Here is a 23,960-nt window from a genome sequence, read left to right as displayed (position 1 = left end):
GGGACGTGGCAGGCTCGGTTGTCGACGTCTGCGCCGTCGACGGGGACGCACCTTGGGAGGGACACCGTGCATGTCGTGATCATGGGCTGTGGCCGGGTCGGGTCGACCCTCGCCCACAGCCTGGAGTCCCGGGGCCATTCGGTGGCGGTGATCGACCACGACGCTGACGCCTTCCGCCGGCTCGGCCCCGACTTCGCCGGCGTCACGGTCACCGGGGCCGGCTTCGACGGCGACGTGCTGCGCCAGGCCGGCATCGAGCGGGCCGACGCCTTCGCCGCGGTCTCCAGCGGCGACAACTCCAACATCATCTCGGCCCGGCTGGCTCGCGAGACGTTCGGCGTCTCCCGGGTCGCGGCGCGCATCTACGACCAGCGCCGGGCCCAGGTGTACGAGCGGTTGGGCATCCCGACCGTGGCGACCGTCCGCTGGACGGCCGACCGGATACTGCGGCAACTGGTGCCGGAGGGGAACGTGGAGATCTTCCGCGACCCGACCAGCACCGTCTCGATCATGGAGGTTGCGGTACACCGGGACTGGGTGGGCCGGCCACTGCACCAGCTGGAGGAGGCGACCGGGGCCCGGGTGGCCTATCTCACCCGGTTCGGCATCGGCACGCTCCCCACGGCCTCCACCGTCGTGCAGGAGGGTGACCAGCTCCACGTGCTGGTCACCGACGACATCGCCGCCTCGGTCACCGCGGTGGCCGCGGCACCGCCCGAAGGAGGGCACTGAGCCATGCGCATCGCCATCGCCGGCGCCGGGAACGTGGGCCGCTCGATCGCCCAGGAGCTGATCGAGAACGGCCATCAGGTGATGTTGATCGAGCGCCAGCCCCGGATGCTGCGCCCGGACCGGGTGCCGGCCGCGGACTGGGTGCTGGCCGACGCCTGCGAGCTGACCAGCCTGGAGGAGGCCAACATCGCCGGCTGCGACGTGGTGGTGGCGGCGACCGGCGACGACAAGGTCAACCTGGTGGTCTCGCTGCTGGCCAAGACCGAGTTCGCGGTGCCCCGGGTGGTCGCCCGGGTGAACCGGGCCGAGAACGAGTGGCTCTTCACCGAGCAGTGGGGCGTCGACGTGGCGGTCAGCAAGCCACGGGTGATGGCCGCCCTGGTCGAGGAGGCGGTAACCGTCGGCGACCTGGTCCGGTTGATGACCTTCCGACAGGGCGAGGCGAATCTGGTCGAGATCACGCTGCCGCCGACCGCACCCTACGTCGGCCAGCCGATCCACGCGGTGCCGATTCCCCGCGACGCCGCCCTGGTGGCCATCGTCCGCGGCAAGCGGGTGCTGGTGCCGAGCCCCGACGACCCGATCGAGGCTGGCGACGAGTTGGTTTTCGTCTGCACCGCCGACGTCGAGGACGACGTCCGCGCCGTCATTCTCGGGCCGGACAGCGTGGAGCGGACCCGCGGCAACGGCTGAGCCGCCGCGGGTGGTCAGGCGCCGGGAACCGGCTGTGCCGCGGTCTGCCGGGTCTCCCGGCGGACCACCCAGACGGTGATCAGCAGCAGCAGCGCGTACGGCGGGTACCCCAGCACCAGCCGGGCCACCCCCAGCGCGGTGTCCTGGTGGGCCAGGTAGAGCCCGGCCTGCACGCCCACCTTCGCCAGCCACACCACGCCCCAGAGCACGGTGAGCCCGGTGAAGGTACGCACCAGGCGCGGGTCGTCACGCCACTCGGAGCGCCCCTTGGCAACCAGCACCGACCAGATCCAGCCGACGATCGGCTGCCGGATCGCCGCCGAGACCAGCAGCGCCACCCCGTAGGCGATGCCGTAGAGGATGCCGGGGAGGTAGAAGTCCCGCTCGTCGCCGGTCCGCCAGGCGATGGCCGCGCCGACGGCGACGCCGAACAACCCGTTGACGGCGTGCCGGATCGGGCGCCGCTGAGCCAGCCGGACCACCGCGATCAGCATCGCGACAGCCACCGAGGCGATCACGGCGGGGCGCAGCTCGCCGATGATGTTCGCCACCACGAAGACGACCACCGGGACGCTGGACTCGACCAGCCCCCGCCAGCCGCCGAGCTGGTCGGCCATCTGTTCGGCGATGCTGGGCAGCTTCTCGTCGTCCGCGGCGGCGGTACCCGGCTCGGCGGCCGAGGGCTGTCCGGTCGTCACTTCGGCGGCTCCAGCTCGTAGTACGGGTTGTAGATGACCTTGCGCTCGTCGCGGACGGCGACCCGGCCCCGGGCGGTCACGTGCCGCCCGGGCTCGATGCCGGCGATGTGCCGCCGGCCCAGCCAGACCAGTGTCACCACGTCGCTGCCGTCGTACAGGTCCGCCTCCAGCGTCGGTAGGTTCGTCCGGGGGGTGTAGACCACGGTACGCAGCCGCCCACTCACCGACACCACCTCGCCCCGGCAGCACTGCCGCGCCGGTGTGCCACCGGACTCGGCGCTCTCGCGCTGGAGCTCCTGCGCTTCGATCTCGGCCTCGCTCGCGGTGAACCGTCGCAGGATCCGCCGCAGCGACCCCCGGCTCTCGTCGGTCGACATGACCTCCGCGCCACCCTCTCCACGCTGGCCGGACGATCCCGGCGCCGGCCCCGTCCCGACAGCGTAGCCCGCTTCGCCAGAGCCGGCCCGTCCTCTCCCGCCGGACGGCGTCGGGCCCGACGCCGTCGGTGGACCGACGCCACGCCCGACGACCATGGGTGTGCGCCGGTCAGGCCTGCCGTGGGGCGGGCGGCACGGCATCGTTCTCGGCGGTGGCCGCCTGGTCGGCGACCTCGCGGGGCAGCCGCAACGGCAGCGGCTCCCGGACCGGCTTCGCCTCCTGGCCGCGGTCGACCACGAGGCCCTCCAGGCACGCCGCGAGCGGCCCGGCGGAGGCCGGGTCGGTGGCAGCGGCACCCTGGTAGACGCCCCGGACCATCCAGCGGGGGCCGTCCACACCGACGAAGCGCAGGTCGGTCAGGCCGTCGGGGGTCCGCACCCGGGCATGCAGCTCGGTGCCGTACTCGCCCTGCACCTCCTGGGCGGCGGCGCCGTCGGCGAACAGGGACTGGCGGATCTCCTCGCGCACCTCGTCCCAGATGCCCTCGGACTTCGGCGCGGCGAAGACCCCGAGCTGGAGCGCGTTCTCCTCGTGCACCAGTACGACCTGCTGGATCACCCCCTGCGGGTCGGCCTGGACCCGGACCTCGACCCCCGGCACCGCCGGGACGTGCAAGCTACCCAGGTCGAGCCGCTGCACGCCGTCCGGCGCCTCGGCGATGTCGTAGGGACCGCGCGACGGGGCGCTCGCCCCCTCGGCGTCGTACGAGTCGGGGACCTCGGCGGCCCGCTCGGCACGGGCGCGCCGCCCGTCACCGGCCCGCTTGCGGCTGAAGATCACTTCGCCCACCCTCCGCTGTTCGCACTCACCCTGCCACCTCTTCCGTCTGTCCGCCTGCCCGGTCGGCGAGCTGCGACCGCGCGGTCGGGTCGCCGACGGACTGCGTCAGCCCGGCGTGTCCTCCGGTCGAACCGTGTCCGCCGGTCCCGCGACGGGACCCGGGCAGCTCGGCCACCGGCCGGAAATCGACCCGCTCCACCCGCTGCACAACGAGCTGCGCGATGCGATCGCCACGGCAGATCTTCGCCGGTGTGTCCCGATCATGGTTGATCAGGTTCACGAGGATCTCACCCCGGTAGCCGGCGTCGACCGTACCGGGCGCGTTGAGCACCGTCACACCGAGTCTGGCCGCCAGCCCCGAGCGGGGGTGGACCAGGCCCACGTACCCCTCGGGCAGCGCCAGCGCCACCCCGGTGGGAACCAGGGCCCGGCCGCCGGGAGGAAGCTCGACGTCCGCGGCGGCCACCAGGTCGGCACCGGCGTCGCCGGGGTGGGCGTACGCGGGCAACGGCAGCTGCGGATCGAGCTGACGCACGGGCACGGGTACGACGTGGGTCACGGTCTCCCTCTTCCGTCCGATTCGCGGAGTGACCCTGCCATCCTGCCCGGTGCGCGGCGGGTCGCGCGCCGTACCCTGGCAGGAGTGAGCCTGTCGTCTTCTGCGTCGTCGTCGGCGCCACGCACCGCGGCGGCCGGGCGGTACTCCGAACGGCTCCGGCTGCCCTGGTGGTTCTGGCTGGCCGGTCTGGCGTTGGCCACGCTGCTCGCGTTCGAGGTGTGGATGGGTGCCTCCGGGGTCCGGTCGTGGCTGCCGTTCGTGGTGCTGCCGCCGGCCACCGCGGCGGCCCTGTGGTGGTGGGGCCGGGTCCGGGTGGAGGTGCGCGACGGGCAGCTCTGGGTCGACGACGCCCACCTGCCGGTGCGGTACGTGGCCGACGCGGTTCCGCTGGACGCGGCGGGGCGGCGGGAGGTGCTCGGCGTCGGCGCCGATCCGCTCGCGTTCGTCGTGCAGCGTCCCTGGGTGGCCGGCGCGGTGCAGGTGGTCCTGGACGACCCGGCCGACCCGACGCCGTTCTGGGTGGTGAGCAGCCGGCGTCCGGCCGAGCTGGCCGGGGCGATCCTGGCCGCCCGGGACGCCGGCTGATTCTCAGGGCAGGGCGGGTCGCCCGCCGCCCAGCGCCGTACGCTGCCGCCGCAGGTCTGCTCGGAGCTGGTCGGCCAGGGCGCGGGTGGCCCGGCGGTTGAGGTAGCTGGCAACCGCCGCGCCGGTGAGGAACGGGCCGAGGGTGGTGAGGTTGCGGCCGAAGCGCCGCAGCAGGGTGTCCCGCAGTTCCTTGCGGGCCGCGGTGCCCAGCACCGCGCCGACACCTACCCCGGGCAGCATCGGGTTGATGCCCCGCTGGCTCGCCCAGGACTGCACCAGCGCCACCGTCCGCTGGGTGCCGCCGGTGGGCAGCGGCAGGCCGTACACCTCGTGCAGCTCCCCGATCAGCTTCAGCTCGACCGCCACCACGGCGACGGTCTCGGCGGCCAGCAGCACCGGCGCGGAGAGCAGCGCGGGGGTGACGGCCCACTCCACCGCGGCCACCCCACCTCCGGCCGCGCCCACCCCGGCGGTGGCCCGGCTCGCGTTACGGACCAGCCGCTCCGCCAGCGCCTCGTCGTCCAGGCCGGGGAAGTGCCGGCGCAGGGTGGCCAGGTCGCGGATCGGCACGTGTGGCGCGATGTCGGCGATCGTGTCGCTCATCCAGCGCAGCGCGGCCCTGGGCTTGAACAGGTCGCCCAGCCCCCGTGAGCGGGCCTGGCCCACCAGCCGGGTGAGCAGTTGCCGCCGACGTGCCGGCTCGATGTCGTCGGCGGTCAGCGCCGCGACGGTCGCGCCCAGATCGTCGTCGGCCCGGTCGGTCCGGCCCGTCGTGGTCCCTTCGCCGGGCCGGTCGGCACCGACCGCCGCCGCCCCCTCGTCGGGCCCCTCGGCCGACCGGCTGGCCGGCGCCTCGCCGGCCGTGCCGTCCGGCTGCGTGCCGTCTCGAGGACCGTCCGCCTCGAACCGGCCCGTCCGTCCACTCATCCGCCCGACCTCCCGAGGTTGCGTCGGCGTGCCGACCGCCCGTCAACGAGTCAAGCAGCTTCCCGCCACGCGCGCACGGCAGCTCGGGCAGCGGCGGCCCCCGGTGAGGAGGCCGCCGCCCGGATCAGGGTCAGACGCACTCGCGGCAGATCAGTTCACCGTTGCGCTCGACGGCGAGTTGGCTGCGGTGGTGGACCAGGAAGCAGCGGCCGCACCGGAACTCGTCCTGCTGCATCGGAAGGACCTTGACGGTCAGCTCCTCGTCGGCCAGGTCAGCGCCGGGCAGCTCGAAGCTCTCGGCCACCTCGGCCTCGTCGACGTCCACGGCACCCGACTGTGAGTCGACCCGCCGGGCCTTGAGCTCTTCCAGGCTGTCCTCGCCGAGGTCGACCTCGTCGCGACGCGGGGCGTCGTAGTCGGTGGCCATCGGTTCACTCTCCCATATCGATATTGTCGCTGCCGGTGTAACGCCGGGCGACGTTGTTTCGGTTCCCACTGGCCGGCCACCAATGTGTCGGTCACCCGACCCGACGGCCGTTCGGACCGGTGCCGCCAGAGGACTCCCCGGCGAGCGCGGAACCTTACCCCCCTACGGGCGAGGCATGTATACCGCCCTCGCGGCTGAGATGTACGCCCCAGCGCCCCGAGTTGTTCCCAATGTGACTCAGGCGACACGAAGATAGGGGTAGTAGTACCCGCTTCCCGGGTGGCGCGCCGGCATGTCGGACTGTTTCCACGCGACGGTCGGACACCCGTTAACCTCAGCGGCGTACCCGATGGCCGGTGGGTCCGACCGCCGACCGCCGCCACCCACCACTGTCCGGGGAGCACCCAGATGAGCTTTGCGCGAGTGCGAGCACTCGTTGTCGTCGGTCTGCTGGCGGTCGTCGCCCTGGTCTTCGTGGTGGTCGCGATCGTCAAGGACAGCCAGAGCGGGGCGGGTGCCAACGGCGGCTGTCCCGAGGGCTGGCCACTGGCCGACGTGGCGCTGCGCGAGCGCAAGGACGTGAAGCTCAACGTCATCAACGCCACTGACCGCCCCGGCCTGGCCGGCGAGGTCGCCGACGAGTTCCGTAACCGGCAGTTCCAGGTGAAGAAGGTCACCGACCAGAAGAAGCAGGTCGACCGCGTGGCGGTGCTGCGGTTCGGCCCGAAGGGCGTGGGTTCGGCGCACCTGCTGCTGGCGTACTTCCTCGGCAACGCCGACACGAAGTTCGAGGTCGAGCGCCAGGACGACACGGTCGACGTGGTGCTCGGCAGCGACTTCCAGCAACTGGCCACCACCACCGAGGTCAATCAGTCCCTCGGCGATCTGGGCTCGCCGACCGCGCCGCCCGGCACCTGCCCGATGCCGGTCGGGAAGTGACCGCGGCGGCGGTGTCCCGGGACACCGCCGCCGGGGTGTTCACTCAGGCCGGACGGTCACGGGCCACCGGAGGCGTCCAGGGCGGCGAGCCGGTCGTGTAGCGGCGCGAACAGCGCCGGTGGCGCGGCGAGCACCAGGTCCGGCCCGGCCGGGCGGCCCGCCAGCCCGCCGACCCGCAGCCCCGCCTCGGCCGCGACCAGTCCGCCCGCCGCCAGGTCCCAGGCGGCCAGACCCTTCTCGTAGTACGCGTCGACCCGCCCCTCGGCGGCCAGGCACAGATCCAGCGAGGCGGCGCCCAGGCGTCGGATGTCGCGCACGTGCGGGATCAACTCGGCGACCACCCGTGCCTGGTGCGCCCGCCGGGCCGAGTCGTAGCCGAAGCCGGTGGCGACCAGCGTCTGGCCGAGGTCGGTCTCGGTGGAGCAGCGCAGCCGTCGCCCGTCCCGCCAGGCCCCGCCGCCGGCGGTGGCGGTCCACTCCTCACCGGTGTACAGGTTGCGGACCACCCCGGCGACCATGTCGCCGTCGACCTCCGCGGCCAGCGAGACGGCGCAGTACGGGATGCCGTAGAGGTAGTTGACGGTGCCGTCGATCGGGTCGACGATCCAACGCACACCGGAGGAGCCCGCGCCCTCCCCCGCGCCGTACTCCTCGCCCAGCACCGCGTCGTCCGGGCGGAGCTTGGCCAGGGTGTCGAGGACCTGCCGCTCCACCGCCCGGTCGGCAGCGGTGACCACGTCGGTGACGGTGCTCTTGGTCGCGGCGACCGAGACCCCCTCGGCGCGCATCCGGTACGCCGTCCGCGCCGCCTCCCGGGCGACGTCGACCGCGATCGCGAGCAGTTCCGTCGGCGCCGGCGCCGAACGAGTCATGATCCGTACCCCTTCCCGCGCGTCCGGGACCTGCCGCCGTACGCGCGGTTATCATCCTTACAAAGTCCACAACTGCGCCCAATCGGCGGTCCCGCCGCCGGTTCGCCGTGCGCCGCAGGATGATCGCCGCAGACGGCGTTACAATTCACCCTGCCCACGCGCCACGGACCGCCACCGACGGCCGGCCCGGGACACGGGGGTCTCTCAACGACATCGCCCGGCGTGGTGCCCCACGCTGCGCCGGACGACCCGGCCGTGCTCGCTCTTCGCCTCCGGAAGGTCATTCGTGACAGAACCCCGCCAGACCGGCGCCGACGTTCGCTCACTCACCGATACTCTGATCGCACACGCGCAGAGCGCCGGCGGCCAGTTGACGTCGGCGCAGCTCGCGCGCACCGTCGAGTCCGCTGAGGTGACCCCGGCCCAGGCCAAGAAGATCCTGCGGGCGCTCTCCGAGGCGGGCGTGACCGTGGTCGTGGACGGCTCGGCCAGCACCCGCCGTCGGGTCGCCGCCGCCCGGTCCGCCACGCCGGCGTCCCGGGCCACCACCGCCAAGACCACCAAGAAGGCCGCCGCGCCCGCTCCGAAGCAGGCGCCCGCCGCCGACGAGGCCCCGGCCCCCGCCCCGCGGAAGGCGGCGGCCCGCAAGGCCACCACCGCCGGGGTGGCCAAGGCCGTCGCGCCGGCCGCGAAGGCGAGCCGATCCACCCGCGCCACCAAGGCGACCGTGGCCGCCGCCGACGCGACCAAGGCCGCCGGCAAGGTCAAGGGCGAGGGCGCCGAGGGCGACATCGATCCCGAGGAGCTCGCGGCCGAGATCGAGGACGTGGTGGTCGAGGAGCCGGCCGAGCTGGCCCAGGCCGCCGAGACCGACGCCGCCAACTCCGCCAGCGACAACGACTTCGAGTGGGACGACGAGGAGTCCGAGGCGCTCAAGCAGGCTCGCCGGGACGCCGAGCTGACCGCGTCCGCCGACTCCGTCCGGGCGTACCTGAAGCAGATCGGCAAGGTTCCGCTGCTCAACGCCGAGCAGGAGGTGGAGCTCGCCAAGCGGATCGAGGCCGGGCTCTACGCCGCCGAGCGGCTGCGCGCGGCCGAGGAGGGCGAGGAGAAGCTCACCCGCGAGATGCAGCGGGACCTGCTCTGGATCTCACGGGACGGCGAGCGCGCCAAGAACCACCTCCTGGAGGCCAACCTCCGGCTGGTGGTCTCGTTGGCCAAGCGCTACACCGGCCGGGGCATGGCGTTCCTCGACCTGATCCAGGAGGGCAACCTGGGCCTGATCCGGGCGGTCGAGAAGTTCGACTACACCAAGGGCTACAAGTTCTCCACCTACGCGACCTGGTGGATCCGCCAGGCGATCACCCGCGCCATGGCCGACCAGGCCCGCACCATCCGCATCCCGGTGCACATGGTCGAGGTGATCAACAAGCTCGGCCGGATCCAGCGCGAGCTGCTCCAGGACCTGGGCCGCGAGCCCACCCCGGAGGAGCTGGCCAAGGAGATGGACATCACACCGGAGAAGGTGCTGGAGATCCAGCAGTACGCCCGGGAGCCCATCTCGCTGGACCAGACGATCGGCGACGAAGGCGACAGTCAGCTCGGTGACTTCATCGAGGACTCGGAGGCCGTGGTGGCGGTCGACGCCGTCTCGTTCTCACTGCTGCAGGACCAGCTCCAGCAGGTCTTGCAGACGCTCTCCGAGCGCGAGGCGGGCGTGGTACGTCTGCGTTTCGGCCTGACCGACGGGCAGCCGCGCACCCTGGACGAGATCGGCCAGGTGTACGGGGTGACCCGGGAGCGGATCCGGCAGATCGAGTCGAAGACGATGTCGAAGCTCCGGCACCCGTCGCGCTCCCAGGTGCTGCGCGACTACCTAGACTGACCCCTTTCGTCAACTAAACGTGTCGGTTTGACCACCAGCCGTAGAACACCCAAAGGTGACCGGTCGATTACCCGCTTGTGATCGTTGACGTGGCACCCTTGGCACACGGCACACTGTCGTCCTGCCATGTGTGACCTCGGTCGCCCGGGGGCACACAGGGAAGGCAGGGCTTGGCAAGGGTGTTGCACGATGAGTGAGCAACGACCGAAGAGAGTGTTCATCGGTGACGACCAGAGGAGGAAGGCGATGACCCCGACCCTCACGCCGCCGCCCGAGACGGTGGCTCCCCCAGCCGCCGATGAACGGTGCGACCGCTGCAATGCTGCCGGCAAGCTCCGGATCACTCTGGCGGGTGGGAGCGAACTGGTGTTCTGTGGGCACCACGCGAACAAGTACGCGGAGGATCTCGTGAAGATCACCGTGAAGTACGCGACGGACCCGGAGTTCAGCTGGCGAGGCGCCGATCTGATGGCGAACTGAGTCCGCAAATCGCAAGAGCGACGACATAGCCGACCGGAGGTGGCCCGACAGGGCCCCTCCGGTCGGCTTTCTGCCTCCGCCAGGCCTCTGTCCACGCCGCAACCCAAGTGATCCACTCCGGGTGCGGCACGTCGCGGCAACCCGACCCTGGGACGCCGCACCATGCCGCAATCCGCGTAGCTCGGCGCGGCGGCGCGCACAGCCCTGCCGGGATCAGAGGGTCTGGACGGTGGCGATGCGCTCCTCGAGTTGTTCGATCGTCGCCTGGGCGCTGGGCGGGCCGCCGCAGAGCCGGCGCAGCTCGGCGTGGATCTTTCCGTGCGGCTGGCCGGTCCGGTGGTGCCGGGCGGCCACCAGGGCGTTCAGTTGGCGTCGCAACGCCACCCGGCGCTGGGCGGCACTCATCGGCGCGGGCGGCGGCGGTGCCGCAGCGGCCGGCTCAGCGGCCCTGGCGGCGGCCCGACGGCGCTGGGCGGCGAGCTGCTCGGCCTGCCGCTTGGTCAGCAGCAGGGAGACCTGGTCGGCGGTGAGCAGGCCGGGCAGGCCGAGGTACTCCTCCTCTTCCGGCGTGCCGGCCTGGGCTGCGGTGCCGAAGGACGCGCCGTCGAAGATCACCTGGTCCAGCTCGGCGGTGGCGGAGAGCGCTGTGAAGCGCTTCTCCAACTCCCCGCTGGCCTGCTCGTCCCGTTGCGCCCGCTCCAGCAGGTCGTCGTCGAAGCCCTCCCGATCCTTGGGCTTGCCGAGGACGTGGTCGCGGGCGGCCTCCATCTCGCTGGCCAGACCGAGCAGGTGCGGGACGCTGGGCAGAAAGACCGAGGCGGTCTCGCCGGGGCGACGGGCCCGCACGAAACGCCCGATCGCCTGGGCGAAGTAGAGCGGGGTGCTGGCGCTGGTGGCGTACACGCCGACAGCCAGCCGGGGGATGTCGACACCCTCGGAGACCATCCGGACCGCGACCAGCCAGCGCTGCTCGGACGCCGCGAACGTCGCGATCCGGGCGGAGGCGCCCACGTCGTCGGAGAGCACCACCGCGGCCTTCTCGCCGGTGACCTGTTCGATGAGCCGGGCGTACGAGCGGGCGTTCTGCTGGTCGCTGGCGATGATCAGGCCGCCGGCGTCGGGCATGCCGGCGTTGCGCAGCACGGTCAGCCGGGCGTCGGCGGCGCGCAGCACCTGCGGCATCCAGTCCCCGGCCGGGTCCAGGGCGGTACGCCATGCCTGCGCCACGAGATCCTGGGTCATCGGCTCACCGAGCCGCGCCGCCAGTTCGTCCCCGGCGTTGGTCCGCCACCGGGTCTCGCCGGAGTACGCCAGGAACAGCACCGGCCGGACGACACCGTCACGCAGGGCGTCCGCGTAACCGTAGACCGAGTCGGCGCGGGAACGCAGGAAACCGTCCCCGCCGCGTTCGTAGCTGACAAACGGGATGGGGTTGTCGTCGGAGCGGAACGGCGTACCGGTGAGCATGAGGCGGCGTACCGCGGGCTCGAAGGCCGCCCTGACCCCGTCACCCCAGGTCCGGGAGTCGCCGGCGTGATGGATCTCGTCCAGGATGACCAGGGTGCGCCGGGTGAGGGTGCGCCGCTTGTGCACCTGCGGGGCCATGCCGACCTGGGCGTACGTGACGACCGCGCCGTGGAAGTCGGCGGCGGAGTGCACGTCGGCGTTGCGGAACGCGGCGTCGAGCTGAATGCCGACGCGGGCGGCGGCCTGCGCCCACTGGGTCTTCAGGTGTTCGGTCGGGGCGACCACGGTCACCGCCTCGACGGTGCCGTCGACGAGCAGCTCGGCGGCGATCCGCAGAGCGAAGGTGGTCTTACCGGCGCCGGGGGTGGCGACCGCGGTGAAGTCCTCGGTCCGACGACGCAGATACTCCACCATCGCCTTGCGCTGCCAGGCACGCAGGGGCGGAAACGTGTCGAGCGCAGGCAACCGGGGTGCCACGCGTAGCTCCTCTCCGACCGCACCAGGCGGACCCCGGCCGAGGGCCACGGGTGCCGCCGCCCATGAAAAGGCCCTCGCGCATCGGGTGCCGCGAAGGCCGGCTCAGCATAACCAGCGGCGGTCGGTCGCCCCACTCGACGCCACGCTGATTCGGGTGGGCGGCCTGGCCGGCCGCCCTCGAATCAGTCGGCGTACGAGTCGTAGATCTCCTTGCACTTCGGGCAGACCGGGGACCCGGGCTTCGCGGCCTTCGTCACCGGGAACGTCTCGCCGCAGAGCGCGACCACGTAGGTGCCCATGACGGCACTCTCGGCGATCTTCTCCTTACGGACGTAGTGGAACATCTCGGGACCGGTGTCGGCGTCCTTCAGCTCTGGACGCTCAAGAATCTGAGCACTCACATCGCACCTCCAACTTTTTAGTCTGGCAGGTCGGAAAGACCTGGTCCACCGCAGCCCGCCCAACGGCGGCCCGTACGGTACCCAGGTGACCAACTTCCACATCCGTCCCGGCGCCGAGGTCGCCGCCGCCCTGCGCACCGGTCGTCCCGTCGTCGCCCTGGAGAGCACCATCGTCTCGCACGGCCTGCCCCGCCCGGACAACCTGCGGGTGGCACGGGAGATCGAGCAGGCGGTACGGGACGCCGGGGCGGTCCCGGCAACCATCGGCATGATCGGCGGTGAACTGGTCGTCGGGTTGGACGACGCCGAGCTGACCCGGCTGGCCGCCGCCGACGGGGTGAGCAAGCTTTCCGTGCGCGACCTCGCGGTGGCCGCGGCGACCGGCGCGGACGGCGCGACCACGGTGGCCGCCACCAGCGCGGTGGCCGCCGCGGCCGGGATCGGCGTGTTCGCCACCGGCGGGCTCGGCGGGGTGCACCGCGAGGCCGCCCAGAGCTTCGACGAGTCCGCCGATTTGACCACCCTGGCCCGCACCCCGATCGCGGTGGTCTGCGCCGGGGTCAAGTCGATCCTCGACGTGGGCGCCACCCTGGAACGGCTGGAGACCCTCGGGGTCGCGGTGGTGGGCTACCGCACCCGACGCTTCCCCGGCTTCTACCTCACCGACGCCGGCTTCGACCTGGACTGGTCGGTGGACTCCCCGGAGCAGGTGGCGGACGTGCTGGCCGCCCGGGCACGGCAGGGTGTGCACCAGGGCGGGCTGATCGTGGCCAACCCGCTGCCGGTCGACGAGCAGCTCGACCCGGAGCTGCACGACCGTACCCTCGCCGAGGGCCTGGCCCGGCTGGCCCGCAACGGGGTGACCGGCAAGGCGGTGACGCCGTTCCTGCTGTCCCACTTCCACTCGGCCACCGAGGGTGCGAGCCTGGCGGTCAACGTACGCATCATCCTGCGCAACGCCGATCTGGCCGGCCGGATCGCGGTGGCCGCCGCCGGGCGCGACCGGGCATGACCCGCCCGTCCCGGATCGTAGTGGTCGGTGACCTGATCACCGACGTGGTGGCGGTGCTGGCCGGACCGCTCGCCCCCGGCTCGGACACGGCGGCGGGCATCCGGGTCGTCGGGGGTGGCCAGGCGGCGAACACGGCCGCCTGGATCGCCGAGCAGGGCGTGCCGGTGACGCTGGTGGGTGCGGTCGGCGACGACAGCGCCGGCCGGGACCGGGTGGCCGAGCTGGAGCGGGTCGGGGTGCGGTGCGCGGTCGAGGTACGCCCGGACGTCCCCACCGGCACGGTGATCGTGCTGGCCACCGGCGACGAGCGCACCATGGTCGCCGAGCGCGGCGCGAACCTGCGGCTGACCGTCGGGCACGTCGAACAGGCCCTGGCGGCGGCGCCCGACGCCGCGCACCTGCACCTGTCCGGGTACCCGCTGCTGGATGCCGCGTCCCGACCGGCCGGGCTGGCCGCGCTGGCCGCCGCGCGCGGACGCGGCCTGACCACCAGCGTGGACGCGGCCTCCGCGACGCCGCTGCGGCGGACCGGCGCGGCGGCGTTCCTGTCCTGGGTACGCGACGTGGACCTGCTGCTGGTCAACGCCGACGAGGCCGGTGTGCTCGCCGGCGGGCTGGATCCGGAGGCGCAGGCACGGGCGTTGTCGGCCGCGGCCCGGCGGGTGGTGGTGAAGCGGGGCGGAGCCGGCGCGGTCTGGTACGACCGGAACGCGACGCTGGAGGTGGTGCCGTCCCGGCGGGTGGCGGTGGTCGACGTGACCGGCGCCGGGGATGCGTTCGCGGCGGGACTGCTGGCGGCCTGGTTGGCCGGCGCGCCGCCCCGGGCGGCGCTGACCCGGGCCAGCGACCTGGGCGCCCTGGCGGTCTCGCTGGTCGGCGCCCGGCCGGCGGGCTGACGTCCGCGCCCGACGGCGGGCTGACGTCCGCGCCGGCCGACCGGCAGACGCGCCGGTCAGGATTCGGCGTCGATGACCTTGTGGGGGTGTTCCTCGGCCGCCAGGCTCATCGGTGGCGTCTCGTCCCGGCTGCGGGGCTGGAACCGGCCCGCCAGCCGGTGCTGCTCCTTCGGCGGCCGGTCGTTGGCCAGCAGCACGGCCAGCCACGGAATGAGGATCATCCCGAGCGCGACCAGCGGCAGCCAGAGCCAGAGCAGCGGGGCCTGCGCGCCGACCAGGATCGCGCCGACGATCACGCAGGCCACCCGGACGCCCATCATCAGCACGTAGCGTTTCTGCCGGCTGGTGAGCTGGTCGTCCTGGCTGCGTGCGGCGTCGGTGATCAGGATCGGCTGGTACGCCTGACGCTTCACACGGACCTCCTCGAGGGGTACGCCCCATCCTGTCACCGGCCCGCCTTGATCAGCGACAATCCATCCGAATCGTGTGGGTGTTACGCCGGTGGTACGCTCCACTGGTGGGCAGCCGGTTCAGCTTCACCGCCGAGGCGTTGGCCAACCTGCGGGTCTACGACGTCACACCGGGGGAAGTCTGGGAGGCGCTGCACAGCACCCGCCGGGTGATCCGCCACCTGGGTGACGACGTCATGGTCGTCTACGCGGCCAGCCACCGCGGCCGACGACTGGCCGTACTGCTCACCGAGGCCGACGGCACCGACAACGACTGGGACATTCTCTCCGCCCGCGAGCTGAGCGACGTCGAGGCCAAGCGCTACGACGAGGCGGTGCGGAGGGACCGGCGACGAGGAGACGGTCACCATGCACCGTGACGAGGCGACCAAGCGGTTCCACGACGGCGGCGACGCGCTCGCCGAACTCATCGACGAGAGCCAGCCGGCGCAACTGCCCACCCCCGACACCGACGTGCCGATGGTCAGCCGCTCGGTACGCCTGCCGTTGGAGACGTACGAGCGGGTACGGGCCGCAGCCGAGGCCCGCGGCATCGGCGTCACCACCCTGATGCGGCAGTGGATCGAGGCCGGCCTGGCCGACCTGGACGACTCCGCCACCGTCTCGCTCGCCGACGTGCGGCGCGCGCTGGCATCGCTGTCCCGGCCCACCGCCGCCTGAACCGCCACCCCGGCGGCGGGCGTGGCCGCACCGGGCCGGGCCGTCAGCCCTCCGCGGCCCTCGCCTCGGCCTTGGCGGCCTGCTTGAACTCGCGTACCCGGCGCAGCGACTCCGGGTCGACCACGTCCGCCACCGACCGGTACGCGCCCTCCTCGCCGTACGCGCCGGCCGCCTCCCGCCAGCCCGCCGGACGGACGTCGTAGCGCTTGCCGAGCAGGGCCACGAAGATCTGTGCCTTCTGCCGACCGAAGCCGGGGAGTTCACCGACCCGGCGCAGCAGATCCCCGCCGTCGGCGACGTCGGCCCAGAGCCGGGCGGCGTCGCCGTCGTACCGGTCGACCAGGGCCCGGCACAGCTCCTGGACTCGGGTGGTCATCGCCTTCGGGAAGCGGTGCAACGCGGGCGGGCGGGCGAAGATCTCCAGCAGCGCGTCCGGGTCGTACTCGGCCAACTCCCGGGCGTCCGGGTCACGGTCGAGCCGCTGGGCCAGCACGTACGGCGAGGAGAACGCCTTCTCCATCGGGATCTGCTGGTCCAGCAGCATGCCGGTGAGCAGCGCCAGTGGGCTGCGGTTGAGCAGGTCGTTCGCCGCGGGGTCGATGGGCAGGGAGAGCGTCATGGCAGTCATGGTCCCTCACCAGACCTCGCCAGCCATGGCGGATGGACCAGACACGCAGCGACAGGCGTGCCCCTGTGGACAGCCGTTCTCGAAGGAGAAGATCACAACATGCGCCACGCCGACCTGGTCGACAACGAAGAAATGCTGACTACTCGACTGTCGCTGCGCCGCCCGACGCGCGCTGACATCGGCACCATCTATCGAATCCACAGCGACCCAAGGGCGTACGCCCACAATCCCGCTGACGCGCTTGCCACACGCGCGGAAGCTGAGCAGCGTTACCAACGCTGGAACGAGCACTGGAACCAGCACGGCTTCGGTTACTGGACCGTCCACGACCAGCTGCGGACCCGCCAGCCGCTCGGCTTCTGCGGCATCAAGCTGATGCGGCTGCACGACCGCACCATCCTGAACTTCTTCTACCGCCTTGACCCGCTGGCCTGGGGCAACGGAGTAGCCACCGAGGCCGCCACCACCGTCGTCAACTGGGCAACCGCTCACCTGCCCGACCATCCGATCATCGCTAGAGTCCGACCCGACAACGTGGCGTCGCTGAAGGTCGCCGCACGCGCCGGCCTGCGTCGCGCTCCCCATCTGGACACAGATGGCGAGGATGGCCTCGACTGGATCTTGACGTCGAACTGGCCCCATGACGCCGAGCCAGTCTGATCCGACGCCGTTTGCGCCGACCGGTGGTGTCCGGGGCAAAGAACACCCCCCGTGGCGCAAACGGAGTCGATCACCAAGCCGGGACCCACCGGTGTGTCGTTCATCCCGCCCCAGCAGGGCCAATACGGTGTGAGGTTAGGCTGTGCTAACTTCAGGCCGGTCGGCGGAGCGCCCGTCGAGCGAGCTGAAGGAGTGCACCGTGCCCGTCCCCGCCCGCAGGCCCCTCGCGGCCGTCGCCGCCGCCGGGCTGCTCTCGTTCGGTCTGGTCGCCTGCGGCTCCGGCGGCGACGACGCCGGGGATCCGGGCAAGCCCGGCGACAAGACGATCACGGTCTACAGCGGCCGTAACGAGACGCTGGTCAAGCCGTTGCTGGACAGGTTCAGCGAGCAGACCGGCATCACGGTCAAGACCCGGTACGCCACCACCGCGCAGCTCGCCGCCCAGCTCCTCGAGGAGGGCGACAAGTCCCCCGCCGACGCCTTCTTCGCCCAGGACGCCGGCGCCCTCGGCGCGGTCGCCAAGCGCGGTATGTTCGCCCCGCTGCCCGCCGCCGACCTGGAGAAGGTGCCGCAGACCTTCCGGGCCCGCACCGGCCAGTGGGTGGGCGTCAGTGCCCGGTCCCGGGTGCTGGCCTACAACGCCGACACCGTGCCCGCCGCCGAGCTGCCCAGGTCGGTGTTCGAGCTGACCGACCCGAAGTGGAAGGGCAAGATCGGCCTCGCCCCGACCAACGCGTCGTTCCAGGCGTTCGTCACCGCGATCCGGGTGCAGCACGGCGACCAGAAGGCCAAGGACTTCCTCGCCGGCCTCAAGGCCAACGAGCCGCAGATCCGCGACAACAACGTCAAGATCGTCGAGGATGTGGACAACGGGACGATCCCGGTCGGCCTGGTCAACCACTACTACGTCGGCGAGGTCGCCAAGGAGAAGGGCACCACGCCCGACGGGCTCAAGGTGAAGCTGCACTTCTTCCCTGGCGGCGACACCGGCGCGCTGGTCAACGTCGCCGGCGTCGGGGTGCTCAAGCGCTCCGCCGAGGACCCGGACACCAAGGCCTTCGTCGACTTCCTGCTCAACCCCGAATCGCAGCGGTACTTCGCCGAGCAGACCTTCGAGTACCCGGTGGTGACCGGGGTCGCCGCGCCGGCCGGAGTGCCGCCCCTGGCCGACCTGGACACCCCCGACATCGACCTGAACGACCTGGACACCCTCGACGTCACCATCAAGATGATCACGGAGTCGGGCCTGGTGCCCTGAGCATGACCACCACCACCCCCGAGGCGGGGCCGGCCCGGATCGGGCCGGCCCGTTTCGGCGTACGCGGGTGGGCGCGCCGACTGGCGCCACGCCCGGCACTGCTCGCGGCCTCCACCGCCGCGGTCGCCGTGGCCCTGATCCCTCTGGTCTATCTCACGGTACGCACCGCCGAGGCCGGCGTCGGGCGGCTCGGCGCGCAACTGTGGACCGGGCGGGTCGGGCTGCTCGCCGCCCGCAGTCTCGGGCTGGCCGCCGTGGTCACCACCGCCTGCGTGGTACTCGGGGTGGCCACCGCCTGGCTGGTCACCCGCACCGACCTGCCCGGGCGGCGGTTCTTCGCGGTGCTCGCCGCGCTGCCGCTGGCCGTGCCCACCTACATCGCCGCGTTCGCCTGGGTCTCCACCGTCGACCGCCTCGAAGGGTTCTGGCCGGCGGCGCTGGTGCTGACCCTCTGTTCCTACCCGTACGTCTTCCTGCCCGTCGCCGCGGCGCTCAAGGGCTCAGACCCGGCGCAGGAGGAGGTCTCCCGCTCGCTGGGTCGGGGCAGTTGGCGCACCTTCACCGACGTGACCCTGCGCCAGATCCGCCCGGCCACCGCCGCCGGGGCACTGCTGGTCGCGCTCTACGTGCTGGCCGACTTCGGCGCGGTGTCGATCCTGCGCACCGACACCTTCACCCGGGCCATCTTCGTCGCCTTCGACCTGGGCTTCGACCGCACCGGCGCGTTGGTGCTCTCCAGCGTCCTGGTGGCGCTGACCGTACTGCTGCTGGCCGGTGAGACCGCGACCCGGCGGCGCGGCGCCCGGTACGCCCGGCTCGGCGGAGCCCGCCGCCCCGCCGCCCGGCTACGGCTCGGTCCGGCCCGCTGGCCGGCCCTGGCGGCGCTGCTCGCCGTCGCCGCCCTGGCGCTGGGGGTACCCGCGGTCAGCCTGGCCCGCCGGCTGCTCAGCGGGGTGTCCCGCCCCGGCGCGCTGGCCGAGGTCGCCGCCGCCGCTGGCAACTCGCTCGGGCTGTCGCTGGCCGGCGCCGCCCTGACCATGCTGCTGGCCCTGCCGCTCGGACTGCTCACCGCCCGCGCCCCCGGCCCGCTGGCCACCGCGCTGGACCGGCTCGCCTACCTCGCCCACGCGCTGCCCGGCGTGGTGATCGGACTGTCGCTGATCTTCTTCGGCATTACCGTGGCCCGACCGCTCTACCAGACGTCGTGGCTGCTGGCGCTCGCCTACGCCACGCTCTTCCTGCCGCTGGCCGTCGGCGCGGTGGCCGGCGCCGCCGGCCAGGCCCCGCCCGGGCTGGAGGAGGTGGCCCGCTCGCTGGGGCGCGGGCCGCTGGCGGTGCTGCGCACCGTCACCCTGCCGCTGACCCTGCCCGGGATCGGGGCGGGGGCGGCCCTGGTCTTCCTCACCGGCATGAAGGAACTGCCGGCCACCCTGCTGCTCCGCCCGACCGGCACCGACACCCTCGCCACCGAGCTGTGGACGGCCACCTCCGTCGGGGCGTACGCCGCCGCCGCGCCGTACGCCGCGCTGCTGGTGGCCATCTCGGCGCTGCCGACCTGGTGGCTGGCGGCCCGGAGCGGCCTGCTCGACAAGGAGGATCGATGAGCGAGGTCGTGCTGGCCGGCGTCGGCAAACGGTACGGCCCGGTGACCGCGCTGGACGGGGTCGACCTCACCGTCCCGGCCGGCGCGCTGACCGCGGTGCTCGGCCCGTCCGGCTGCGGCAAGACCACCCTGCTGCGCTGCCTGGCCGGTTTCGAGCGGCTGGACGCCGGCACCATCCGGGTCGACGGGCAGGAGGTGGCCGGCCCGGGTCGCCACCTGCCGGCGCACCGCCGCCGGATCGCCGTGGTGCCGCAGGAGGGCGCCCTCTTCCCGCACCTGAGCGTGGCCGCCAACATCGCGTACGGCCTGGACCGGGCCGCCCGGCGCGGCGACCGGGTCGACGAGGTGCTGGCCCTGGTCGGGCTGGCCGGGTACGGCGACCGGATGCCGCACCAGCTCTCCGGCGGTCAGCAGCAGCGGGTCGCCGTGGCGCGGGCACTGGCCCCACGGCCGTCGCTGGTGCTGCTGGACGAACCGTTCAGCGCGCTCGACGCCGGGCTGCGCGCCGGCCTGCGGCACGACATCCGGGAGGCGCTGCGCACCGACGGCGCGACCGCGGTGCTGGTCACCCACGACCAGGGTGAGGCCCTGTCGGTGGCGGACCGGGTGGCGGTGCTGCGCTCCGGGCGGGTGGTGCAGGCGGACTCCCCGACCGCGCTGTACCGCGAACCCGCCGACGAGTGGGTGGCCGGGTTCGTCGGGGACGCGGTGCTGCTGCCGGCGGTCGCCTCCGGCGACGCGGCCCGTACCCCGCTGGGGACCCTACCGATCATCGGCGCGGCGCACGGCCCGGTGACCGTGCTGGTCCGGCCGGAACAGCTGCGGCTGACCGCCGCCGCGGGCGGAGCGGCGGTGACCGCCACCGTGCTGCGCCACGACTTCCACGGTCACGACGCCCTGGTCGCCCTGCGCTTGGCCGACGGCACCCGGGTCACCGCGCGGATCTGGGACGAGGCGGATCCGGTACCGGTCGGTGCCGAGGTGGGCGTCCACGTCGAGGGGACGGCCCGGGCCTGGCCCGCCGCGCCGAACCCTACCCCGGTGCCGACCCCGGCGCTGCCGGTCGGCTGACCGACGCGACGCGGCCCGGTGGACGGGGGGACGTCCACCGGGCCGCGCGGGGGCGGGTCGTCAGTTGACGACGAAGAGCAGCCGGTTCGGCGAGCCGCTGCCCGGGTTGGTCACCACGCCGGTGGTGGCGTTGCTGGTCAGGAAGCTGCCCACCTGTGCCGGGGTGTACGAGGGGTTGGCGCTCAGCACCAGCGCGGCGGCGCCGGCCACGTGCGGCGCGGCCATCGAGGTGCCGCTGAGGCTGCTGGTGGCGGTGTCGCTGGTCCGGTACGCCGAGACGATGTTCGCGCCCGGGGCGAAGATGTCCACGCAGGTGCCGTAGTTCGAGAAGGACGCCCGCGCGTCGGTGCTGGTGGTGGCGCCGACGGTGAGGCCGGCGGCGACCCGGGCCGGCGACGAGTTGCACGCGTTGGCGTTGGAGTTGCCGGCCGCCAGCGCGTACGTGATGCCGGAGCGGATCGAGTTGTTGACCGCGTTGTCCAGCGTGGTGCTGGCGCCGCCGCCGAGGCTCATGTTGGCCACGGCCGGCTTGACGGCGTTGGCGGTCACCCAGTTGACGCCGTTGACGACGCCGGTGGTGGTGCCGCTGCCGGAGCAGTTGAGCACCTTGACGGCGACCAGGCGGACGCCCTTGGCCACGCCGTGCGCGGTGCCGCCGACGGTGCCGGCGACGTGGGTGCCGTGGCCGTTGCAGTCGGTGTTGTTGCTGTCGACGGTGTTGGTGCCCCAGGTCGCCCGGCCGCCGAAGTCGGTGTGGGTGATCCGGATGCCGGTGTCGATGATGTAGGCCCGCACGTTCGAGGCCGTGTTCGGGTACGTGTAGCTGCGGTTCAGCGGCAGGTAGCGCTGGTCGATGCGGTCCAGACCCCACGACGGCGGGTTGGTCTGGGTGGCCTGGGCGGTCAACACCTGGTCCTGCTCGACGTACGCGACGGCGGGGTCGGCCGCCAGCCGGCGGGCCTGGGCGGCGCTCATCTTCGCGCTGAAGCCGGTGATCGCGGCGCTGTAGACGTCGCCGACGCTGCCCCCGTACCGCTTGGTGAGGGCGGTGGCGCGGTCCGGCACGGCGCTGCGGGCGGCGCGGGTGTTGGCGGCGCCGACGGCGTCGGTCTTCAGGACGACGAGGTAGCTGCCGCTGATCGCGTTCGGGGCGGAGGCGTGGCGGATCTCGCCGGTCGGGGCGGCGAGGGCCGGGGTGGTGGCGGCGGCGGTGAGGGCCGCCGCCGCGGCCGTCATGGCGAACGCGCGGATCACGTGGCGCCGGTTAACGGGCACGGTCGACATCGTCTGAACTCCCTACCGGTGCGTCCGGCGGTTCCTGGCCGCGGGGACGCCCATCGACGGATGTTGGGGGGAATGCTAGCCATCCATCGAGATGCATGAAAGAGATAACAGCGAATCTATCCAGGCAGCGATATGGATGTAACAGGTGCCGGCCGCCGCGACTCCTCGGCCAGGCAGGATGTCGACGTGGAACGACACGACATGCTGCTCTCCCCGGCCGGCGTCCAGGCGCTGCGTACCGCGCTGGACCGGGCCGGCTTCACCTCCAACGGCATCGCCGGCCGGCTCGGCCCGGCGGCCACCGGCGGCATCGCCCGCAACGACTTCCGGGCCGCCCTGCGCGCCACCGCCGACCGCGATCCGCTCGCGACCCTGATCCGGGTGTTCATCTGCGGCCAGACCGAGTCCGAGGCGGTGGTCGCCGCCGCGCTCGCCCCGCTGCCGATCGCCGACGCCCTGGCCGGCGGGATCGTCGAGCGGCACGGAGACGGCCTGCGCGCCGGGGTCGACCTGGAGCCGTACGGGGACGACTGGTGGGTGCTGGCCGACCTGCCGGCCAGCGCCCGTCCCGGCCGGCCGTTGCACGCCGAGCACGTGCTCGGCATCGGCGGGGCCACCCAGACACTGATCGGCGCGACCATGCGCCGACCGGTGGCGACCGCGCTGGACCTGGGCACCGGTTCCGGCATCCAGGCGCTGCACCTGGCCACCCACGCCCGCCGGGTCACCGCCACCGACATCTCCGAGCGGGCGTTGCGCTTCGCCGCCACCACCGCCGCCCTCAACAACCAGGACTGGGAGCTGCTCCGCGGCGACCTGGTCGCCCCGGTCGCCGGCCGCCGCTTCGACCTGGTGGTGAGCAACCCACCCTTCGTGGTGGGTCCCGGCACCACCACCCACGTCTACCGCGACTCCGGCCGGGTCGGCGACACGATCGGCGCGGAGCTGGCCGCCGCCGCGCCGGGCCTGCTCACCGAGGGCGGCACCATGCAGTACCTGGCGAACTGGGTGCACGTGGCCGGCGAGGACTGGGGCGAGCGGGTGGCCGGCTGGTTCACGGGTACCGGATGCGACGCCTGGGTGATCCAGCGCGAGGTGGCCGACCCGATGGCGTACGTCAACCTGTGGCTCACCGACGTCGGCGAGACCGCCGACCCGCAGCGGATGGCCGCCTGGCTGGACTGGTTCGACGCGCACAAGGTGGAGGCGATCGGTTTCGGCATCGTGTCGCTGCGCCGGTCCGGGCACGCGGACCCGGTGGTCCGGGTGGAGGACCTACGCCAGCGGGTCGAGCCGCCGATGGGCGACCGGATCGCCGCCTGGTTCGACCGCCAGGACTTCCTGCGGGTACGCGACACCGACGCGCTGCTCGCCGAGCGCTACCGGGCCGCCGAGGGGCTGCAACTGCGTCAGGAGGCCACCATGGGCGACGACGGCTGGGCGGTGGACCGGCAGACGCTGGCCATGCCGCACGGGCTGCGCTGGACCGAGGAGATCGACCCGCTGGTGCTGGCCCAGCTCGCGCTGCTGGCCGCCGCGCACGACGTGCCGCCGCAGGAGTTGGCCGAGGCGGCCGGGCCGATCGTGGCGCACCTGGTCGAACGCGGCATCATCGAACCGGTGACGACCTGATGCGTGCGCTGCTGCAGACGGTGTCCCGGGCGAGCGTCACGGTCGACGGCCAGGTGGTCGGGGAGATCGCCGACGGGCTGCTGGTGCTGCTCGGGGTGGCCCGTTCGGACACCCCGGAGATCGCGCAGAGCATGGCCCGCAAGATCCACGAACTGCGTATTCTGGACGACGAGCGCAGCGTCGCCGACACCGGCGCCCCGATTCTGCTGGTCAGCCAGTTCACCCTGTACGGCGACGCCCGCCGGGGCCGGCGTCCGAGCTGGACCGCCGCCGCCCCCGCGGAGCTCGCCGAGCCCCTGGTGACCGCGGTCGTCGACGCGCTACGCGCCCGCGGCACCCGGGTCGAGACCGGCCGCTTCCGCGCCCACATGCTGGTCGAGAGCGTCAACGTGGGCCCCCGCACCCTCCTCCTCGACCTCTGACCCC

General features: G+C 72.9%; 28 protein-coding genes. 16 read left to right on the top strand and 12 right to left on the bottom strand.

The genetic code is table 11. The features are described 5' to 3' along the window. Positions 1-66 precede the first annotated feature (66 nt). Positions 67-732 (top strand): TrkA family potassium uptake protein, encoded by a 666-nt coding sequence (locus tag E1182_RS07275; RefSeq protein WP_132262260.1) that lies wholly within the window; start codon positions 67-69, stop codon positions 730-732. Between the two features lie 3 nt (positions 733-735). Next, positions 736-1,425: a TrkA family potassium uptake protein gene (locus E1182_RS07270; RefSeq protein WP_132262258.1), complete on the top strand. Its 690-nt coding sequence runs from the start codon at positions 736-738 to the stop codon at positions 1,423-1,425. Positions 1,426-1,439: 14 nt separating this feature from the next. Here the strand turns inward: E1182_RS07270 and E1182_RS07265 are convergent, their stop codons facing one another. The 4 genes from E1182_RS07265 to dut form a co-directional block, all read right to left on the bottom strand. After that, positions 1,440-2,123, bottom strand: coding sequence for a DUF3159 domain-containing protein (locus tag E1182_RS07265; protein ID WP_132262256.1), 684 nt, complete (start codon positions 2,121-2,123; stop codon positions 1,440-1,442). Further along, complete coding sequence (locus E1182_RS07260) at positions 2,120-2,500, bottom strand: OB-fold nucleic acid binding domain-containing protein (RefSeq protein ID WP_132262254.1); 381 nt, start codon at positions 2,498-2,500, stop codon at positions 2,120-2,122. The genes E1182_RS07265 and E1182_RS07260 overlap by 4 nt, the downstream gene beginning before the upstream one ends. Positions 2,501-2,669: 169 nt before the next feature. Next, a complete protein-coding gene (locus E1182_RS07255; RefSeq protein ID WP_132262252.1) occupies positions 2,670-3,341 on the bottom strand; it encodes a DUF3710 domain-containing protein in 672 nt (223 codons plus the stop codon). A gap of 25 nt (positions 3,342-3,366) precedes the next feature. Further along, positions 3,367-3,900 (bottom strand): dUTP diphosphatase, encoded by a 534-nt coding sequence (gene dut, locus E1182_RS07250; RefSeq protein ID WP_132262249.1) that lies wholly within the window; start codon positions 3,898-3,900, stop codon positions 3,367-3,369. 90 nt (positions 3,901-3,990) lie between these two features. Here dut and E1182_RS07245 point away from each other — a divergent pair, with 90 nt between their 5' ends. After that, entirely contained in the window at positions 3,991-4,485 is a 495-nt protein-coding gene (locus E1182_RS07245; protein ID WP_132262289.1) for a DUF3093 domain-containing protein, read from the top strand. Between the two features lie 3 nt (positions 4,486-4,488). Here E1182_RS07245 and E1182_RS07240 read toward each other — a convergent pair whose 3' ends face one another. After that, positions 4,489-5,412, bottom strand: coding sequence for a hypothetical protein (locus E1182_RS07240; RefSeq protein WP_243706080.1), 924 nt, complete (start codon positions 5,410-5,412; stop codon positions 4,489-4,491). A 130-nt stretch (positions 5,413-5,542) separates the two neighbouring features. After that, on the bottom strand, positions 5,543-5,839 hold the full coding sequence (locus E1182_RS07235; RefSeq protein ID WP_046565779.1) for a DUF4193 domain-containing protein: 297 nt from the start codon (positions 5,837-5,839) through the stop codon (positions 5,543-5,545). Positions 5,840-6,262: 423 nt separating this feature from the next. Between E1182_RS07235 and E1182_RS07230 the strand changes: the two genes are divergently transcribed. Beyond that, entirely contained in the window at positions 6,263-6,778 is a 516-nt protein-coding gene (locus tag E1182_RS07230) for a LytR C-terminal domain-containing protein (RefSeq protein WP_207921304.1), read from the top strand. Positions 6,779-6,834: 56 nt separating this feature from the next. Here E1182_RS07230 and E1182_RS07225 read toward each other — a convergent pair whose 3' ends face one another. Next, complete coding sequence (locus E1182_RS07225; RefSeq protein WP_132262244.1) at positions 6,835-7,650, bottom strand: inositol monophosphatase family protein; 816 nt, start codon at positions 7,648-7,650, stop codon at positions 6,835-6,837. Positions 7,651-7,936: 286 nt separating this feature from the next. On the opposite strand from E1182_RS07225, the gene E1182_RS07220 reads away from it, so the two are divergent. Next, positions 7,937-9,535: an RNA polymerase sigma factor gene (locus E1182_RS07220; RefSeq protein WP_132262241.1), complete on the top strand. Its 1,599-nt coding sequence runs from the start codon at positions 7,937-7,939 to the stop codon at positions 9,533-9,535. Between the two features lie 246 nt (positions 9,536-9,781). Then, entirely contained in the window at positions 9,782-10,015 is a 234-nt protein-coding gene (locus E1182_RS07215; protein WP_088964796.1) for a hypothetical protein, read from the top strand. A gap of 213 nt (positions 10,016-10,228) precedes the next feature. On the opposite strand, the gene E1182_RS07210 is transcribed toward E1182_RS07215, so the two are convergent. Both E1182_RS07210 and E1182_RS07205 read right to left on the bottom strand, forming a co-directional pair. After that, on the bottom strand, positions 10,229-11,959 hold the full coding sequence (locus tag E1182_RS07210) for a DEAD/DEAH box helicase (protein ID WP_132262239.1): 1,731 nt from the start codon (positions 11,957-11,959) through the stop codon (positions 10,229-10,231). 182 nt (positions 11,960-12,141) lie between these two features. After that, the gene (locus tag E1182_RS07205; protein WP_132262236.1) at positions 12,142-12,360 is read right to left on the bottom strand and encodes a DUF3039 domain-containing protein; all 219 of its coding nucleotides are present in this window, start codon (positions 12,358-12,360) and stop codon (positions 12,142-12,144) included. 85 nt (positions 12,361-12,445) lie between these two features. On the opposite strand from E1182_RS07205, the gene E1182_RS07200 reads away from it, so the two are divergent. Both E1182_RS07200 and E1182_RS07195 read left to right on the top strand, forming a co-directional pair. After that, positions 12,446-13,372: a pseudouridine-5'-phosphate glycosidase gene (locus E1182_RS07200; RefSeq protein ID WP_132262234.1), complete on the top strand. Its 927-nt coding sequence runs from the start codon at positions 12,446-12,448 to the stop codon at positions 13,370-13,372. Beyond that, positions 13,369-14,268, top strand: coding sequence for a carbohydrate kinase family protein (locus E1182_RS07195; RefSeq protein ID WP_132262231.1), 900 nt, complete (start codon positions 13,369-13,371; stop codon positions 14,266-14,268). The genes E1182_RS07200 and E1182_RS07195 overlap by 4 nt, the downstream gene beginning before the upstream one ends. A 56-nt stretch (positions 14,269-14,324) precedes the next feature. Here E1182_RS07195 and E1182_RS07190 read toward each other — a convergent pair whose 3' ends face one another. Next, entirely contained in the window at positions 14,325-14,681 is a 357-nt protein-coding gene (locus tag E1182_RS07190) for a DUF3099 domain-containing protein (RefSeq protein ID WP_132262229.1), read from the bottom strand. 104 nt (positions 14,682-14,785) lie between these two features. Between E1182_RS07190 and E1182_RS07185 the strand changes: the two genes are divergently transcribed. Then, positions 14,786-15,097, top strand: a complete 312-nt coding sequence (locus E1182_RS07185) for a hypothetical protein (protein ID WP_243706079.1) — start codon at positions 14,786-14,788, stop codon at positions 15,095-15,097. Beyond that, complete coding sequence (locus tag E1182_RS07180) at positions 15,087-15,398, top strand: hypothetical protein (protein ID WP_132262225.1); 312 nt, start codon at positions 15,087-15,089, stop codon at positions 15,396-15,398. The genes E1182_RS07185 and E1182_RS07180 overlap by 11 nt, the downstream gene beginning before the upstream one ends. A 43-nt stretch (positions 15,399-15,441) precedes the next feature. On the opposite strand, the gene E1182_RS07175 is transcribed toward E1182_RS07180, so the two are convergent. Beyond that, positions 15,442-16,026 carry an HhH-GPD-type base excision DNA repair protein gene (locus E1182_RS07175; protein ID WP_132262223.1) on the bottom strand — a complete coding sequence of 195 codons (585 nt, stop codon included), beginning with the start codon at positions 16,024-16,026 and terminating at the stop codon, positions 15,442-15,444. Between the two features lie 99 nt (positions 16,027-16,125). Between E1182_RS07175 and E1182_RS07170 the strand changes: the two genes are divergently transcribed. From E1182_RS07170 to E1182_RS07155, 4 genes are all read left to right on the top strand, one after another. Next, positions 16,126-16,686 carry a GNAT family N-acetyltransferase gene (locus E1182_RS07170; RefSeq protein WP_132262221.1) on the top strand — a complete coding sequence of 187 codons (561 nt, stop codon included), beginning with the start codon at positions 16,126-16,128 and terminating at the stop codon, positions 16,684-16,686. Positions 16,687-16,885: 199 nt separating this feature from the next. Continuing rightward, positions 16,886-17,944, top strand: coding sequence for an iron ABC transporter substrate-binding protein (locus E1182_RS07165; RefSeq protein ID WP_132262219.1), 1,059 nt, complete (start codon positions 16,886-16,888; stop codon positions 17,942-17,944). Positions 17,945-17,946: 2 nt separating this feature from the next. Then, positions 17,947-19,548, top strand: a complete 1,602-nt coding sequence (locus tag E1182_RS07160) for an iron ABC transporter permease (protein ID WP_132262217.1) — start codon at positions 17,947-17,949, stop codon at positions 19,546-19,548. Then, positions 19,545-20,618, top strand: a complete 1,074-nt coding sequence (locus tag E1182_RS07155) for an ABC transporter ATP-binding protein (RefSeq protein ID WP_132262215.1) — start codon at positions 19,545-19,547, stop codon at positions 20,616-20,618. Before E1182_RS07160 ends, E1182_RS07155 begins: the two co-directional genes overlap by 4 nt. Before the next feature lie 60 nt (positions 20,619-20,678). On the opposite strand, the gene E1182_RS07150 is transcribed toward E1182_RS07155, so the two are convergent. Beyond that, positions 20,679-21,902: a S8 family peptidase gene (locus E1182_RS07150; protein ID WP_132262212.1), complete on the bottom strand. Its 1,224-nt coding sequence runs from the start codon at positions 21,900-21,902 to the stop codon at positions 20,679-20,681. 186 nt (positions 21,903-22,088) lie between these two features. Between E1182_RS07150 and E1182_RS07145 the strand changes: the two genes are divergently transcribed. Further along, positions 22,089-23,534, top strand: coding sequence for a methyltransferase (locus tag E1182_RS07145; RefSeq protein ID WP_207921299.1), 1,446 nt, complete (start codon positions 22,089-22,091; stop codon positions 23,532-23,534). Continuing rightward, positions 23,534-23,956 (top strand): D-aminoacyl-tRNA deacylase, encoded by a 423-nt coding sequence (gene dtd / locus E1182_RS07140; protein ID WP_132262210.1) that lies wholly within the window; start codon positions 23,534-23,536, stop codon positions 23,954-23,956. Before E1182_RS07145 ends, dtd begins: the two co-directional genes overlap by 1 nt. Positions 23,957-23,960: the final 4 nt, after the last annotated feature.

Origin of the sequence: Micromonospora sp. KC721 (genome assembly GCF_004348355.1) — a bacterium.
In the GTDB taxonomy this organism is placed as follows: Bacteria; Actinomycetota; Actinomycetes; order Mycobacteriales; family Micromonosporaceae; genus Micromonospora.
Note: the sequence above shows the minus strand (reverse complement) of the source record. Positions and strands in the feature narration are given on the sequence as shown.

Bases quoted from the DNA above. Each gene is read 5' to 3' on its own strand.
- E1182_RS07260 (WP_132262254.1), bottom strand. From the start codon at position 2,500: ATGTCGACCGACGAGAGCCGGGGGTCGCTGCGGCGGATCCTGCGACGG.
- E1182_RS07170 (WP_132262221.1), top strand. From the start codon at position 16,126: ATGCGCCACGCCGACCTGGTCGACAACGAAGAAATGCTGACTACTCGA.
- E1182_RS07160 (WP_132262217.1), top strand. From the start codon at position 17,947: ATGACCACCACCACCCCCGAGGCGGGGCCGGCCCGGATCGGGCCGGCC.
- E1182_RS07225 (WP_132262244.1), bottom strand. From the start codon at position 7,650: ATGACTCGTTCGGCGCCGGCGCCGACGGAACTGCTCGCGATCGCGGTC.
- E1182_RS07175 (WP_132262223.1), bottom strand. From the start codon at position 16,026: ATGACTGCCATGACGCTCTCCCTGCCCATCGACCCCGCGGCGAACGAC.
- E1182_RS07240 (WP_243706080.1), bottom strand. From the start codon at position 5,412: ATGAGTGGACGGACGGGCCGGTTCGAGGCGGACGGTCCTCGAGACGGC.
- E1182_RS07215 (WP_088964796.1), top strand. From the start codon at position 9,782: ATGACCCCGACCCTCACGCCGCCGCCCGAGACGGTGGCTCCCCCAGCC.
- dtd (WP_132262210.1), top strand. From the start codon at position 23,534: ATGCGTGCGCTGCTGCAGACGGTGTCCCGGGCGAGCGTCACGGTCGAC.
- E1182_RS07150 (WP_132262212.1), bottom strand. From the start codon at position 21,902: ATGTCGACCGTGCCCGTTAACCGGCGCCACGTGATCCGCGCGTTCGCC.
- E1182_RS07270 (WP_132262258.1), top strand. From the start codon at position 736: ATGCGCATCGCCATCGCCGGCGCCGGGAACGTGGGCCGCTCGATCGCC.
- E1182_RS07180 (WP_132262225.1), top strand. From the start codon at position 15,087: ATGCACCGTGACGAGGCGACCAAGCGGTTCCACGACGGCGGCGACGCG.
- E1182_RS07195 (WP_132262231.1), top strand. From the start codon at position 13,369: ATGACCCGCCCGTCCCGGATCGTAGTGGTCGGTGACCTGATCACCGAC.
- E1182_RS07155 (WP_132262215.1), top strand. From the start codon at position 19,545: ATGAGCGAGGTCGTGCTGGCCGGCGTCGGCAAACGGTACGGCCCGGTG.
- E1182_RS07235 (WP_046565779.1), bottom strand. From the start codon at position 5,839: ATGGCCACCGACTACGACGCCCCGCGTCGCGACGAGGTCGACCTCGGC.